This is a genomic window from Streptomyces narbonensis (genome assembly GCF_014649015.1).
In the GTDB taxonomy this organism is placed as follows: domain Bacteria; phylum Actinomycetota; class Actinomycetes; order Streptomycetales; family Streptomycetaceae; genus Streptomyces; species Streptomyces narbonensis.
Genome location: NZ_BMSF01000006.1, coordinates 89,962 through 103,634, shown reverse-complemented (window position 1 = coordinate 103,634; position 13,673 = coordinate 89,962). Strand labels below are relative to the sequence as shown.

Sequence of the window (13,673 nt, the reverse complement as noted above, 5' to 3'; positions counted from 1 at the left end):
TGAGAGGGGTCACCCTGTCATTCATCCACGCGGGGAGGCATGGATGGGCAGGAGCCGCAGAACTATTCCGGAGGAGCTTCTGCTGCTCGCTCTGGACCCGACCACGGGTACCACAGCGCAGCCGCAGTCGCTCGACCTCGGCCTGGCCGGAGCACAGCTAGTGGAGCTGGCTCTGGCAGGACGGATAGCCCCAGACGGGGATCGTATCGCCGTGGTGATGCCACGGCCGACCGGAGATCCGACCTTGGACTCCGCACTGGAGCTGCTGCGCAGGCGTGGCAGCCCGGTTCGGGCCGTCCATTGGATCGGCGGACCCCGACTGGGGCTCCGTCAGACGTATCTCTCGCATCTGGAGCGATGCGGCATGGTGCATGCCGTGGAGGGCCAGATGTGCGGGGTGTTGCCGACGACTCGCTACCAGGCGACGGACACGGCGATCAGCAGGGAGATCCGCTCCCGGCTGGACAATGCGATCCGCACCGGCGTACCGCCGGACCCGCGGACCGCGGCGCTTGCCGCACTGGCCCACGCGGTCGGTCTCGGGAAGCACCTGTACCCCGGCAACGAAGGACGGTCGTCGCGGTCCCGGCTGCGCGACCTGATCCGGCACGACCCGATGGGCGGCCTCGTGGCTCACGCCGTGATGGACGTCCAGAACGGTGCGGCGGCACAGCCGCGCCGTGCGCCCGCAGCGGGCGTACCGGCGCAGCCACGCGGCAGCATGGCCCGTGCGGCGGTTCACTGAGCCGACGTCCGGGTCGCGTACCGGGCAACCACCGGAACCATCCGGGAGCCGTACAAGTGTGCGGGGCGGTCGTGACGACCGCCCCGCACACGTACGTTGTACCGGTTTCCCAGCGCACACCCGGCCTCAGGTGGCAGTCTGCCAAGCGGTAGATACTCACAGCTACGCAGGCAGACAGCAGCCGGAGGTGCAGTTTCCGTGGCGTCCAACGTCAACCCCACCGTCAGGCGACGCCGATTGGGCCAGGAGCTGCGCAAGCTCCGAGAAGCGAAGAACATGACGGCCGAGCAGGTCGCCGAGCGCCTTCTCGTCTCCCAGTCCAAGATCAGCCGCCTCGAGAACGGCCGTCGTTCCATCAGCCAGCGCGACGTGCGCGACCTCTGCGGGGTGTACGAGGTCGAGGACGAGCGCATGGTCGACTCGCTCATGCAGATGGCGAAGGACTCGCGCCAGCAGGGCTGGTGGCACGCCTTCGGCGACATCCCGTACAGCGTCTACATCGGCCTGGAGACGGACGCCGAGAGCCTACGGATGTACGAGTCGCAGATCATCCCCGGACTGCTCCAGACCCCCGCGTACGCGGAGGCCGTGATCTCCGGCGCGATGCCCGAGTCGACGCCGGCGGACATCGACAAGCGCGTCACGGTCCGCACCCGCCGCCAGGAGCGCATCCGGGACGAGGAGCGTCCGCTGCGGCTGTGGGCGGTCATCGACGAGGGCGCCCTGCACCGGATCGTCGGCAGCAGGCAGCTGATGGTGCAGCAGCTGGAGCACCTCGTCGAGCAGTCGCACCTGCCGCACGTCACCGTGCAGGTGATCCCCTTCGAGATGGGCGCGCACCCCGGGATCAGTGGCCAGTACTCGATCCTGGAGTTCCCGGACACGTCCGACTCCAGCGTCGTCTACATCGAGGGCGTGACGAGCGACCTGTACCTGGAGAAGGCCCAGGACGTCGGCAAGTACAGCGTCATGTACGAGCACCTCAGGGCGCAGGCGCTGAACGTCGAGCAGACCCGTGAGTTCATCGCGAAGATGGCCAAGAAGCACGCTCAGGGCTGATCGGGGACGGGGTGCGAGCGGGTGGGCCAGGCACCGTACACCGCGTGATCGCTCCCACGGAAGCGCAGTTGGAATATGCCACCCGGTCGGGTGAACGCCGGTCCCGCAGGGCGGGGCCGGCGAGTAGCGTCGATCACGCCGGCAAGAACGTTGGCGCGACACCCCCACTCGGCAGAACCGGAGTTGAGCATAATGGCGATTTTTCAGGGTGCTACGGACACGTGGACGAAGTCTTCGTACTCGGGCGGGAACGGCGCCTGCGTCGAGGTGAAGTCCCCCGTCATGGCCGCCATCGCGGTGCGTGACTCCAAGGCTCCCGAAGGCCCGTCCCTCTCTTTCGGACCGGGCTCGTGGAACGCCTTCGTCGGCGAGGTGAGCAACGGGGCCCTCTGAGCCCCGATGCTCCCGCCGTCAGCCACGACAGCGAAAGCGACACAGCATCACCCGCAGTACCCGAAGAGCCCTCTCGACCGGTCCGCCGTCCTGGCCGAGAGGGCTCGGCCCTTTCCGGGCCTTCCCGTCCCGCTCAGCGCAGTTCGTCCACGTACCGGTCCGTGCCCGGCACCGTCGGAACGAACGGTGCCACCAGCTCCACCCGGCCCCCGGCGCCCCCGAGGGTCTCCAGGTCCGCGAAGCGCTCCGCCCAGCAGTCGCGCGGGTCCCGCTCCAGGAACCAGAGCAGGGTCAGCCGGGTGTCGACGCCCTCCACCTGCTTCACGTACGTCATGCGGTCGCCGGGCAGCGGGGTCGGCCGGAAGACCGTGACCATCGCCGCCGGCGAGCCGGCCAGCCGCGCGGGCAGCTCCCGTGACCGCAGCCGTTCGAGCAGCTCGGCCCGCGCCTCGGGGCCGTCGGCGTCGACGACCTGGAGGATCAGCCCGGCGTAGGGGTGGTCGAGGGCGTGGAAGTCCCGCGGACCGCCCGCTCCGTCACGGTAGACGGTGGCCTCGTGGTCCTGGAAGGCCGTGAAGACGTGCGTGCGGTCCTGGTGGACGCGGGCGTCGCGGTTGAGCCGCTTGTTGATGGCGACGGTCCACTTCATGTGCTCGTCGTAGCGGCCGTCGGTGATCCAGTACGTGGAGAGGTAGCAGCCCGCGGTGACGGGTTGGGCGACGGCGGACTTCTCCGGGCGGCGCAGCTCCTGGAGCTCGCGGGTGGCGACCCAGCGGCGGCCCGCGTACATCCAGGGCATGGCCATGGCGCCGGCGTAGTAGTGATCGTCCTCGTACCAGCGGTTGTACGCGTATTCATGGCCCGGGTGCGGTTCGACCATGGTGATCAGTGCGTGGCCGGGGCGCACCCCGTACGGCCCCACGGAGGCCAGCTCCGCGTACCTCTCGGCGAGCGGACCAGTCTCGCGCCCTTCGCTCTTCTCGCTCTTCTCGCTCTTCTCGCTCATCTCGCTCATCTCTCTCCTCTCGCTCACGCGCGCATCCCTTCCCAAGTCGGTGACCCAGGCCTACTCTGACGGACCGTCAGATGCTTCGCCAGGGTCGAGGAGGGTCCGGATGCTGCTCCAGGGGAAGACGGTCATCGTGTCGGGTGTCGGTGCCGGGCTCGGGCATCGGATCGCCGAGACCGTGGTGCGGGACGGGGGGAACGCCGTCCTCGGAGCCCGCACCGAGACGAACCTCGCCAAGTCCGCCGCCGAGATCGACCCGGAGGGGCGTCGTACCGCCTACCGGGCCACGGACATCACCGACGAGGAGCAGTGCACGACCCTCGCCGGGCTCGCCGTCGAGCGCTTCGGCGGGGTCGACGCCGTCGTCCATGTCGCCGCCTGGGACTCCTACTTCGGGGGCCTGGAGGACGCCGACTTCGCGACGTGGCAGGCCGTGCTCGACGTCAATCTCCTCGGGACGCTGCGGATGACCCGCGCCTGCCTGCCGGCGCTCAAGGAGCGCGGCGGCTCGGTGGTCCTGATCGGTACGCAGTCGGCGGTCGCCGCGCCCACGCAGGTGCGGCAGGCGGCGTACGCGGCCTCGAAGGGGGCGCTGACCTCGGCGATGTACTCGCTCGCGCACGAGCTCGGACCGCACCGGATCCGGGTCAACACCGTGCTCCCGGGCTGGATGTGGGGGCCGCCGGTGCAGGCGTACGTGCGGTTCGCCGCGGACTCCGAGGGGGTGCCGGAGGCGGAGGTCCTGGCCCGGCTGACCGAGCGGATGGCGCTGCCGGAGCTGGCGACCGACGGGGACGTGGCGGAGGCCGCGGCCTTCCTCGCCTCGGACCGCGCGCGGGCCATCACGGGCCAGTCCCTGCTGGTCAACGCCGGGGAGCTGATGCGCTGACGCCGCCCCGAGCCCCCTCCACAAGTTCATAGACATGAACAAGGGTCAGTAAACAGAACGATTTTACTGTCCCTTGACCCTCCATTGCATTGTCCCCGCCTTGTCGCGCGCCACACGATGAACGGCGTTCACAAGGCGGACCGGACCCCTTGGAGGGGGCTCAATGAACAGTCTCGACTGGGCCGTGCTCATCGGCTACTTCGGCGTGATGGTCGCGATCGGCGTCTGGTCCCACAAGCGCGTGGACAACGTCTCCGACTTCTTCACCGCCGGCGGCAAGATGCCCTGGTGGCTCTCCGGCATCTCGCACCACATGTCCGGCTACAGCGCCGTGATGTTCACCGGGTACGCGGGCATCGCGTACACCTACGGCGTCACCTCGTACGTCACCTGGTCCTTCCCCATCGCCATCGGCATCGCGATAGGCGCCCACCTCTTCGCCCCCCGCCTCAACCGGCTGCGCTCCCGGCTCCACGTGGCCTCCCCGCTGGAGTACCTCAAGAACCGGTACAACCTGCCCACCCAGCAGGCGCTCGCCTGGTCCGGCGTCCTGCTGAAGATCGTCGACGTCGGCGCCAAGTGGGCCGCCATCGCCACCCTGCTCTCCGTCTTCACCGGGATCTCCCTCAACGAGGGCATCCTCATCACCGGCGTCATCACCGGCATCTACTGCACGGTCGGCGGCCTCTGGGCCGACGCCCTCACCGAACTCGGCCAGTTCATCATCCAGTTCTTCGCCGGCATCGCCATGCTCGTCGCCGTCCTCGCCAAGCTCGGCGGGATCAGCGCGCTCTGGGACGTCTGGGACCGGCCCGAGCTCCAGGGGCACACGGCGCCCACGGCCGGCCCGTACACGCTGACCTTCCTGCTCGCCTACCTCTTCATCAAGACCTTCGAGTACAGCGGCGGCATGTGGAACCAGGCCCAGCGCTACATGGCCACCCCCAGCGCCCGCGAGGCCACCCGCTCCGGCCGGCTCTCCGCCGTCCTGTGGTTCGTCTGGCCGCTCGTCCTCTTCTTCCCCATGTGGGTCGCGCCGCTGCTCGTCGACCCCAAGAAGCCCGACGCCTCCGACAGCTACGCCCTGATGACCGAGCAGCTGCTCCCGCACGGACTGCTCGGCCTGGTCATCGTCGGCTTCTTCTCCCACACGATGGCCATGTGCTCCTCCGACGCCAACGCCATCGCGGCCGTCTTCACCCGGGACATCGCCCCCGTCCTCAGCAAGGCGGCGCGGAGCTGGACGCAGCGGGCCGGGCTGATCGCCGCGCGCTGGTCGACGATCGCCTTCCTCGCCCTGTCGATGGCGGTCGCCACCCAGGTCAACTCCCCCACCTTCAAGGACATCATCACCGTCGTCATCAAGTGGGTGGCCGGCCTGATGGGCCCGATCGCGATCCCGTTCATGCTGGGCCTGCTGAAGACCTTCCGGAAGTCGGGACCGACGGCCGCGCTCGTCTCCTGGGCCGCCGGGCTCTTCGTCTTCTGGCTGACCAACTACGGCCTCGACGGCGTCGAGCTCCAGATCCAGATCGTCTCGCCGCTCGCCACCTCCCTCGTCCTGTACGTCCTCATCGGCTTCGTCCGGCCGGAGGACACCCCGGAGCGGGACGCGCTCCTGGACCGGATCGGCACGGACCCGGACGGCGACGAGGACGGCTCCGGCGCCGTCGCGTCCGTACCCGCCCAGGGCGGCGCCCGGACCGATCAGCCCCTCGGGTAACGCGCCAGCCAGCCCGGCGAGGCCTCGGTGGCGGAGTGCAGGGCGGCGCCCTGGGTCATCTCCATCGAGAAGTCGTCCGCCAGCTCAAGGACCGTCGCACGGCCCTCCAGTTCGGCCAGCCAGGCCGGCGGGAGGGCCGTCTCGCCGTGCAGGGCACCGAGCAGTGCGCCGGTGAGCGCGCCCGTGACCGACGACGGCCCGTCGTGGTTCACGGCCAGCCGCAGCCCGTGCCGGACGTCCTCGCCGACCAGGGCGCAGTAGACGGCCGCCGCCAACTGTCCCTCGGCCCGGTCCTCGTCCGCGCCGAGTCCCGCCACCCGCTCCGCGTCCGGTGCCCCGTCCCGTACGGCTCCGAGGGCCGCGGTGAGGGCCTCGGTGACCGGCTCGTGGCCGGGGCGCTCCGCGAGCAGCTCCCCGGCCCGGGCCACCGCCGCCTCGACGGAGCCGCCGCGGGCGAGTCCGTGCACCGTGACGGCCAGGGCGCCCGCCGCGAGGGTGGCCGCCGGGGCTCCGTGCGTCTGCGCCGCGCACTCCACCGCGAGCTGGCAGACGAGCTGCGGCTCCCAGCCGACGAGGAGCCCGAAGGGCGCCGAGCGGACGAGCGCGCCGGAGTCGGCGGAGCCGGGGTTCTTGGGCTTGTCGAGGGTGCCGAGGAGCTCGTCGCCGAGGCCGGTGAGGCAGGCGCGGGACGGGTTGCGGCGGGCGTAGAGCCACTCCTCGCGGGCGAGCCAGCCGTTGTCCTTGCGGCGCTCGTCGGGGCCCCAGTCGCGCTGGGTGGCTGCCCAGCGGAGGTGCGCCCGGTGGACGTCGGTCGGCGGATGCCAGGCGCCGGTGTCGCGGCGGACGTGCGAGCGGATGAGGCCGTCGACGGTGAAGAGGCTCATCTGGGTGGCGGCGGTGACGGCGCCGCGCCGGCCGAAGGCGGGCACGGGCTCGGTCAGTCCGTCAGGTCCGTGGGCCTCCCGCGTCTGCGCGAGGGTGAGGCCGTCGGCCCCCGCCCCGAGCGCGTCACCGACGGCTCCGCCGAGGAGACAGCCCCGTACGCGGGCCCGGAAGTCCTGCTGCTCGGCGCGGCCCCACACGGCTGCGGCTGTCGTGGCCACGACGTGCCCTCCCCCGGTCGGCGGTTCGCTGACGGTTCCTCGCCGCACTGTAATCGACCGGGTACGCCCGATCGGGGACCGGAACGTTATGTGATCCGACGCCCTTCCGGCCGCTTTTGACCGCAGTTCACCCGAGGTTCGACCGCGGGCCTGGAGCGCGCCGGAGGTACGCGTATCCCGTCAGACACCCCCTGGGTCCTGTCGTCAAACTCCCGTCGTCCGCCCGAAGGGCGGGCGGGAGTTTGACGACAGGGCCTAGCGGCGGCGGGTCCAGAAGCTCGTGATCCTCGACCCGCCGGGCTCCGCGGACCAGGCGCCGTCGGCCTCGATCACCAGCAGGCGAGGGCCCCGAGGGATCGAACCGCTGCCGCGTCCCCGGTCCCGCCTGCTGTACGTGTGCTGCGCGTGTCCGCCGCGCCGGTGGACGTTGACACCGAAGTACCCCTCCTTGTCCTCGTCACCCTTGAACCGGAACCTGACGTCGGTCTCGTCGCCGGTGTGGGCCAGGACGTCCGGCCCGCACCCCTCCACGGGACCGTCGAAGACACGCAGGGTCGATACCGGCCGAAGCCTGATCGTCCACGCGGCCATACCCGGCGCGTCGACCCTCAGCCGCAGCGGCGACCGGCCGTCGTGGTGGAAGACGCCCACACCGTGCAGGTCCGGGAGGCCGCTGCCCAGGACCTCCCGCCATCGGCGCCCGCGCACGGTCAGCGTGACGACCTCGATGTACCCGTCGCCCTTCCTCAGCACGTCGACGACCACGAAGCCCTTGGGGAGGGTGAGACCGGGATCGACGTCCTCCTTCCCACGGCCCGAGAACTCGACGGGCTCGAACTCGGGACCCATCTCGCCGGGAAGATCGTTGCACCGCGCCGGCGGCACGCCGAGGGCCGGTGCGGAGAGCGGCGCGGCACCGCGCACCTTGCCGACAACCCCGCCGGCGAGGGGCACGGGGGCGGGGACGGGCGCCTGGACGGGGGCGGGGGCCTGGACGGGGGCGGGCGCCTGGACGGGGGCGGGCGCCTGCACCGGCACCACCGCCACTCCCTCCGGCGGCACAACCGCCGTTTCCTCCGGCGGCCCCGCTGTCCCCTCCGGCACCGTCTCCATCGGAGCCTCGACCGTCCCCTCCGGCACCGTCTCCTCCGGCACCGCGAACCCGAAGTCCTCCGCAAGGCCCGGCAGTCCGGAGTCGTACCCCTGCCCCACCGCGCGGAACTTCCACCCGCCGGCCCTGCGGTAGAACTCGCCCAGCAGGATCGCCGTCTCCGTCGTCGCGTCCTCGACCGCGTACAGCGCCAGCTGCTCCCCGGTGGTCGCGCTCACCGCCCGCAGGTACAGGTCCTCGACCTCACCGAACGTCGCGTCGTCGCAGGACGCCGCGACCACGATCCGCTCCACGGCCGGCTCCACGCGTCCGGGGTCGATCTCCAGCCAGTCCGCGACCACCTCGCCCTCGCCCCGGACGTTCCCCGTCAGCCGCACGCCGCTGCCGGCGTGCGCGGACTGGTTGTAGAAGACCAGGTCCTCCCTGTCCCTGACCTTGCCGTCCGCGCCGACGAGCAGCGCCGCCGCGTCCACCTCCGGTGCTCCCGGCCCGTCGGACCGGCGCACGACGGCGACCCGCATCGGCTCGCCGCTGAGCTGAAGGTTTCCCCCCTTGATGATCTGCGTCATGGACGCATCATCCCTCTCACTCCTGGACGAGCGGCAGGAGTTCCGGAAGATGACCGTCGGAGGCGGTCGCGGTGCGCCGGCGCTCCTCGGGGACCTCCCCGTAGAGGGTCGTGCGGGGCTTCGCGGGGCGGCCGGCCGCGTCCGCGATGGCGACGAGGTCGCGGATGGAGCGGTACGAGCCGTAACTCGACCCGGCCATCCGGGAGATGGTCTCCTCCATCAGGGTGCCGCCCAGGTCGTTGGCGCCCGAGCGGAGCATCTCGGCGGCGCCTTCGGTGCCCAGCTTCACCCAGCTGGTCTGGATGTTGGGGATGTGCGGGTGGAGGAGGAGCCGGGCCATGGCGATGACCGCGCGGTTGTCGCGGGCGGTCGGGCCGGGGCGGGCGATGCCGGCGAGGTAGACGGGCGCGTTGGTGTGGATGAAGGGGAGGGTGACGAACTCGGTGAACCCTCCGGTCTCCTGCTGGATGCGGGCCAGGGTCCGGAAGTGGCCGAGCCAGTGCCGGGGCTGGTCGACGTGCCCGTACATCATCGTGGAGGAGGACCGGATGCCCAGCTCGTGGGCGGTGGTGATCACCTCGATCCAGGTGGCGGTGGGCAGCTTGCCCTTGGTGAGGACCCAGCGGACCTCGTCGTCGAGGATCTCGGCGGCGGTGCCGGGCATGGAGTCGAGCCCGGCCTCCTTGGCGGCGGTGAGCCACTCCCGGATCGAGAGCCCGGTGCGGGTGGCGCCGTTGACGACCTCCATCGGTGAGAAGGCGTGGACGTGCATGCCGGGGACGCGTTCCTTCACCGCCCGCGCGATGTCGAAGTAGGCGGTGCCGGGCAGGTCCGGGTGGATGCCGCCCTGCATGCAGACCTCGACGGCGCCGACGTCCCAGGCCTGCTCGGCGCGGTCCGCGACCTGGTCGAGGGAGAGGGTGTACGCGTCGGCGTCGGTGCGGCGCTGGGCGAAGGCGCAGAAGCGGCAGCCGGTGTAGCAGACGTTGGTGAAGTTGATGTTGCGCGTGACGATGTACGTGACGTCGTCGCCGACCGCCGCCCTGCGGACGTCGTCCGCGATCCGGGTCAGCGCGTCGAGCGCCGGGCCGTCGGCGTGGAGCAGGGCGAGCGCCTGGGCGTCGCTGAGCTTCGTCGGGTCGTCGGCGGCGACGGCGAGGGCCTCGCGGACGTCGGTGTCGATGCGCTCGGGGACCATCCCGGGGGCGGCGGCCTCGCGGAGCGCCTCCCAGTCCCCGTACACCTCGTCGAAGTCGTCGCGGCGGTCGTGGGTGCGGCCCGTGGTGTCGATGGTGCGGTGGAGGTCGGTGCGGCCGGCGGCGGTGAAGGCCTCGTCGGGCTCCTGCCAGGGCAGGCCGCGCACGGGCGCGTCGGGGTTCGCGAGACCGGTCTCGGCGTCGGCGAGGGCGCGGACGTGCGGGAGGAGCCGGGGGTCGAGCCAGGGCTCGCCGCGCTGGACGAACTCGGGGTAGACGCAGAGCCGTTCGCGCAGCTCGAAGCCGGCGGCGGCGGACCGCTCGGCCAGCTCCTCGATCCTCGGCCAGGGGCGCTCGGGGTTGACGTGGTCGATGGTGATCGGGGAGACGCCGCCCCAGTCGTCGATGCCGGCGGCGATGAGCCGCTCGTACTCGGAGTCGACCAGGTTGGGCGGGGCCTGGAGGCAGGCGGAGGGGCCCATGATGAGCCGCGCGACGGCGACGGTGGCGACCAGGTCGTCCAGCTCGGCGTCGGGCATGCCGCGCATGGCCGTGTCCGGCTTGGCGCGGAAGTTCTGGATGATCAGTTCCTGGATCGAGTGGTACGCGCGCGCCACGCGCCGCAGCGCGAAGAGCGACTCGGCGCGCTCCTCGACGGTCTCGCCGATGCCGAGCAGCAGGCCGGACGTGAAGGGCACGGAGGACCGTCCCGCGTCCTCAAGGACCCGGAGCCGGACGGCCGGCTCCTTGTCGGGAGAGCCGTGGTGCGGGCCGCCGGGCTCGCTCCACAGCCGGGTCGCGGTGGTCTCCAGCATCATGCCCATGGACGGCGCGACGGGCTTGAGGCGCTGGAAGTCGGTCCAGGACATGACACCGGGGTTGAGGTGCGGGAGGAGTCCCGTCTCCTCCAGGACGCGGATCGCCATAGCCCGTACGTACGCGAGGGTGTCGTCGTAGCCGTGCGCGTCGAGCCACTCGCGCGCCTCGGGCCACCGGTCCTCGGGCTTGTCGCCGAGGGTGATCAGGGCTTCCTTGCAGCCCATCTCGGCCCCGCGGCGGGCGATGTCGAGGACCTCGTCCGGCGACATGAACATCCCGTGCCCGTCGCGGCGGAGCTTGCCGGGCACGGTGACGAAGGTGCAGTAGTGGCACTTGTCCCGGCAGAGACGGGTGAGGGGTATGAAGACGCTCTTCGAGTACGTGATGACCCCGGGCCGCCCCGCGGCCTCAAGACCCGCGTCCCGCACCCGCCCGGCGGACGTGACGAGGTCTTCCAGGTCCTCCCCGCGCGCCCGCAACAGCACGGCGGCCTCGGTGACATCGAGCGCGACCCCGTCCCTGGCCCGCTTGAGCGCGCGCCGCATGGCGTTCCCGGTGGGACGTGCTGCCTGGTGATCCGTCATGAACCGAGCATACGAGCGGGCGGGCCGGGGCGGGTTCGGGTCCCCGTAGGAAGGTGCGTCAGTCGGTGTCCTTGGGGTGCCGGGGCGCCGCATACACCAGGTGCACCGTCCTGCGCGGCTCATCGACGAGGTACCTGACCCGGCCTCCGGCCGTCACCTCGAACTCCCACTGCGGGTAGGCCCGCCCGCCGAGGGTCGCGGTGGCAAGGCGCCCTCGCAGCCTGTGCTGCCGGTCCGGATCGTCCTGCCGAAGCGGATTCACGCGCAGGGCCTCGAAGCACCGCCGGGTGTTGCCCGGGGCTTCCGCGGCGAGTTCGCCCCAGCCTTTGGCGGCCTCGTTCGTCGCGAAGCGAAGACGCCACTCCTGGCCGACCGGCGGCGGTGCGACGTCGTCGCCGCGCTTCGGCGTCACGGCGCCGACACCTCGCCGTGGTCCTCGTCGGGGAGGGCCCGCGTGAGCTGAGCCGTGAGGTCCGGGTCGGCGAGGACGCGCGCCGTGGCCCGCCACTCGACGATCGTGCGGTGGAGGGTCGCGTGGACATCCAGCTGTGCGGCGTCGTGCGTCGCGTCCAGCAGGTCCTGGACGAATTCCCGCAGCTCCTCCGCGGACAGGTGCCGCACCCAGGGGAAGACCGAGGGGAGGGCACGCCCTATGACGCGGGCGCCGTCGTCGGCGGCGAGGAGAGCGGCGAGGAGACGCGCCGTGACGTCGGCCGTCTCCTCCCGGTCATGGTCGTAGCCGGCGGTGGTGAGGTAGAGGTCCTGCCCGTCGCGGCGCGTGACGAGCAGGCGGTACTCACTGTCGAGCCTCTCGGCGACCCGCTTCGAATTCTTGGAGAGCTCGGAGAAGGAGACGGTCGGGGTCAGCATGGACCGACAGTACTTCGGAACGTATTCCGAAGTCAATCGCTCAGAGATACGCGGCATACGCGTCCAGGACCCCCAAGACCTCCCGCTCGTCGCCCGGAGGCAGCTGGAGCACGACCTCCTCGCAGCCCAGTTCCGCGTAGTGGGCGAGCTTGCCGGGGCTCGGGAGGACCGCGTACGGGACGAGCTGGAGGGTCTTCGGGTCGCGGCCCGCGGACTCCCAGGCCTCGCGCAGGACCGGGAGCGACTCCGTCAGGCCCCGGCCGCCGATCGGCATCCAGCCGTCCGTCTCCGCGGCGATCCGCGCGAAGAGCTTCGGGCCCGCCGCGCCGCCCAGCAGGATGCGCGGCGCGGCGCCCCGGGCCGGCTTGGGCCAGACCTCCGAGGCACTGACGGAGCGGCCGAACTCGCCCTCGTACGCCGTGGGTTCCGGCGCCCACAGGGCCCGCATCAGGGCCAGCCGGTCGTGGGTGAGCGCCCGGCGGGTGGACCAGTCGACACCGTGGTCGGCGGCCTCCTCACGGTTCCAGCCGTAGCCGACACCGAGGGTGAAGCGGCCTCCGGAGAGGTGGTCGAGGGTCGCGATCTGCTTGGCGAGGGCGATCGCGTCGTGCTCGGCGATCAGCGTGACCCCGGTGCCGAGCCCGAGCCGCTCGGTGACGGCGGCGGCCTGCCCGAGCGCCACGAAGGGATCCAGTATGCGGCTGTACTCGCGGGGCAGTTCGCCGCCCGCCGGGTAGGGCGTGGTCCGGTCGACGGGGATGTGGGTGTGCTCGGGGAGGTAGAGCCCGCCGAAGCCCCGCTCCTCCAGCTCGCGCGCGAGCCGCACGGGGGTGATGGTCTCGTCGGTCAGGAAGATCGTGGTCGAGATCCGCATAGCCGCACGGTAGGGGGTGCGGCGCGGATTTCCGAGAGGTACGACACGAGCCGGCCCTCAGGAGCGGACCGCGTCCACCGCCCGCTGCTCCGCCGCCAGGTCGCCGTACCCGCCGTGCTCCCAGACCTTCTCGCGGAAGCGCTGGAGCGTGAGCGGGGTGCGGTCCTCGCCGGGTACGCCCTCCAGGTGGACCGTGCCGCAGCGGTGGCAGTACCAGCCGTGCGACCAGAGTTCCTCGGCGCGGTGGCGGCCGCGCGTCCGGTGGGCGAAGGCGGTCTTGCGCCGCCGGACCTCGAGGACGACCAGGAGGGTGACGCCCAGGGCGGCGGCCGACAGCCAGCCCGTGAACCCCAGATCCGGCCCGAGGTCGGCCGGCGGCGGTCCGAACGCCCCGAAGTCCGCCTCGGGGGCCTCGTCGTCCTCCAGAGCGCCGCCGACGAAGACCCAGGCCATGAACGAGGCGACGCACACGAACCCGGAGAGGAAGCCGAGAAGGCCGATCGCGTGGGCGGGCGCCGTCGGCACCGGCGCGAGCGCGTCCGAGAGCCCCGTGGTCACCCTGCGCGTCACCGTCCGCATGTCGCCGTCGCGGTCCCGCTCGCGGCTCGTCACCGCGTCCCGGCCCGCGAGGTACACGGCGGGCACCGCCTGCACCCGGTCGTCGCGGGCACAGCCCGGGCAGGTGTTCCCCGTACGACTCATCGCTCCCCCTAGGCCTGTCCCCCCGAC

Annotated in this window: 13 protein-coding genes; 5 read left to right on the top strand and 8 right to left on the bottom strand. The window is 71.7% G+C overall.

The window, feature by feature from the left end:
- Positions 1–43: 43 nt before the first annotated feature.
- From IE124_RS13175 to IE124_RS13165, 3 genes are all read left to right on the top strand, one after another.
- Positions 44–745 (top strand): GOLPH3/VPS74 family protein, encoded by a 702-nt coding sequence (locus IE124_RS13175; protein ID WP_150269251.1) that lies wholly within the window; start codon positions 44–46, stop codon positions 743–745.
- A 198-nt stretch (positions 746–943) separates the two neighbouring features.
- Positions 944–1,804, top strand: a complete 861-nt coding sequence (locus IE124_RS13170) for a helix-turn-helix domain-containing protein (RefSeq protein WP_189507912.1) — start codon at positions 944–946, stop codon at positions 1,802–1,804.
- A gap of 192 nt (positions 1,805–1,996) precedes the next feature.
- Complete coding sequence (locus IE124_RS13165; RefSeq protein WP_189507911.1) at positions 1,997–2,197, top strand: DUF397 domain-containing protein; 201 nt, start codon at positions 1,997–1,999, stop codon at positions 2,195–2,197.
- 133 nt (positions 2,198–2,330) lie between these two features.
- Here IE124_RS13165 and IE124_RS13160 read toward each other — a convergent pair whose 3' ends face one another.
- A complete protein-coding gene (locus IE124_RS13160; RefSeq protein ID WP_189508134.1) occupies positions 2,331–3,203 on the bottom strand; it encodes a hypothetical protein in 873 nt (290 codons plus the stop codon).
- A 109-nt stretch (positions 3,204–3,312) separates the two neighbouring features.
- Here IE124_RS13160 and IE124_RS13155 point away from each other — a divergent pair, with 109 nt between their 5' ends.
- Positions 3,313–4,095, top strand: a complete 783-nt coding sequence (locus IE124_RS13155; protein ID WP_189507910.1) for an SDR family oxidoreductase — start codon at positions 3,313–3,315, stop codon at positions 4,093–4,095.
- A gap of 163 nt (positions 4,096–4,258) precedes the next feature.
- Positions 4,259–5,818 (top strand): sodium:solute symporter family protein, encoded by a 1,560-nt coding sequence (locus IE124_RS13150; RefSeq protein ID WP_189507909.1) that lies wholly within the window; start codon positions 4,259–4,261, stop codon positions 5,816–5,818.
- On the opposite strand, the gene IE124_RS13145 is transcribed toward IE124_RS13150, so the two are convergent.
- The 7 genes from IE124_RS13145 to IE124_RS13115 form a co-directional block, all read right to left on the bottom strand.
- Positions 5,803–6,921 carry an ADP-ribosylglycohydrolase family protein gene (locus IE124_RS13145; protein ID WP_189507908.1) on the bottom strand — a complete coding sequence of 373 codons (1,119 nt, stop codon included), beginning with the start codon at positions 6,919–6,921 and terminating at the stop codon, positions 5,803–5,805. The two genes, IE124_RS13150 and IE124_RS13145, sit on opposite strands and share 16 nt — an antisense overlap.
- 255 nt (positions 6,922–7,176) lie before the next feature.
- Positions 7,177–8,601: a TerD family protein gene (locus tag IE124_RS13140; RefSeq protein WP_189507907.1), complete on the bottom strand. Its 1,425-nt coding sequence runs from the start codon at positions 8,599–8,601 to the stop codon at positions 7,177–7,179.
- 16 nt (positions 8,602–8,617) lie between these two features.
- Entirely contained in the window at positions 8,618–11,200 is a 2,583-nt protein-coding gene (locus IE124_RS13135) for a bifunctional FO biosynthesis protein CofGH (protein WP_189507906.1), read from the bottom strand.
- Positions 11,201–11,258: 58 nt separating this feature from the next.
- The gene (locus IE124_RS13130; RefSeq protein WP_189507905.1) at positions 11,259–11,612 is read right to left on the bottom strand and encodes a hypothetical protein; all 354 of its coding nucleotides are present in this window, start codon (positions 11,610–11,612) and stop codon (positions 11,259–11,261) included.
- Positions 11,609–12,070 carry a prevent-host-death family protein gene (locus IE124_RS13125; protein WP_189507904.1) on the bottom strand — a complete coding sequence of 154 codons (462 nt, stop codon included), beginning with the start codon at positions 12,068–12,070 and terminating at the stop codon, positions 11,609–11,611. Before IE124_RS13125 ends, IE124_RS13130 begins: the two co-directional genes overlap by 4 nt.
- Before the next feature lie 40 nt (positions 12,071–12,110).
- Positions 12,111–12,944 carry an LLM class F420-dependent oxidoreductase gene (locus tag IE124_RS13120; RefSeq protein WP_189507903.1) on the bottom strand — a complete coding sequence of 278 codons (834 nt, stop codon included), beginning with the start codon at positions 12,942–12,944 and terminating at the stop codon, positions 12,111–12,113.
- A gap of 57 nt (positions 12,945–13,001) precedes the next feature.
- A complete protein-coding gene (locus IE124_RS13115) occupies positions 13,002–13,646 on the bottom strand; it encodes a hypothetical protein (RefSeq protein WP_189507902.1) in 645 nt (214 codons plus the stop codon).
- Positions 13,647–13,673: the final 27 nt, after the last annotated feature.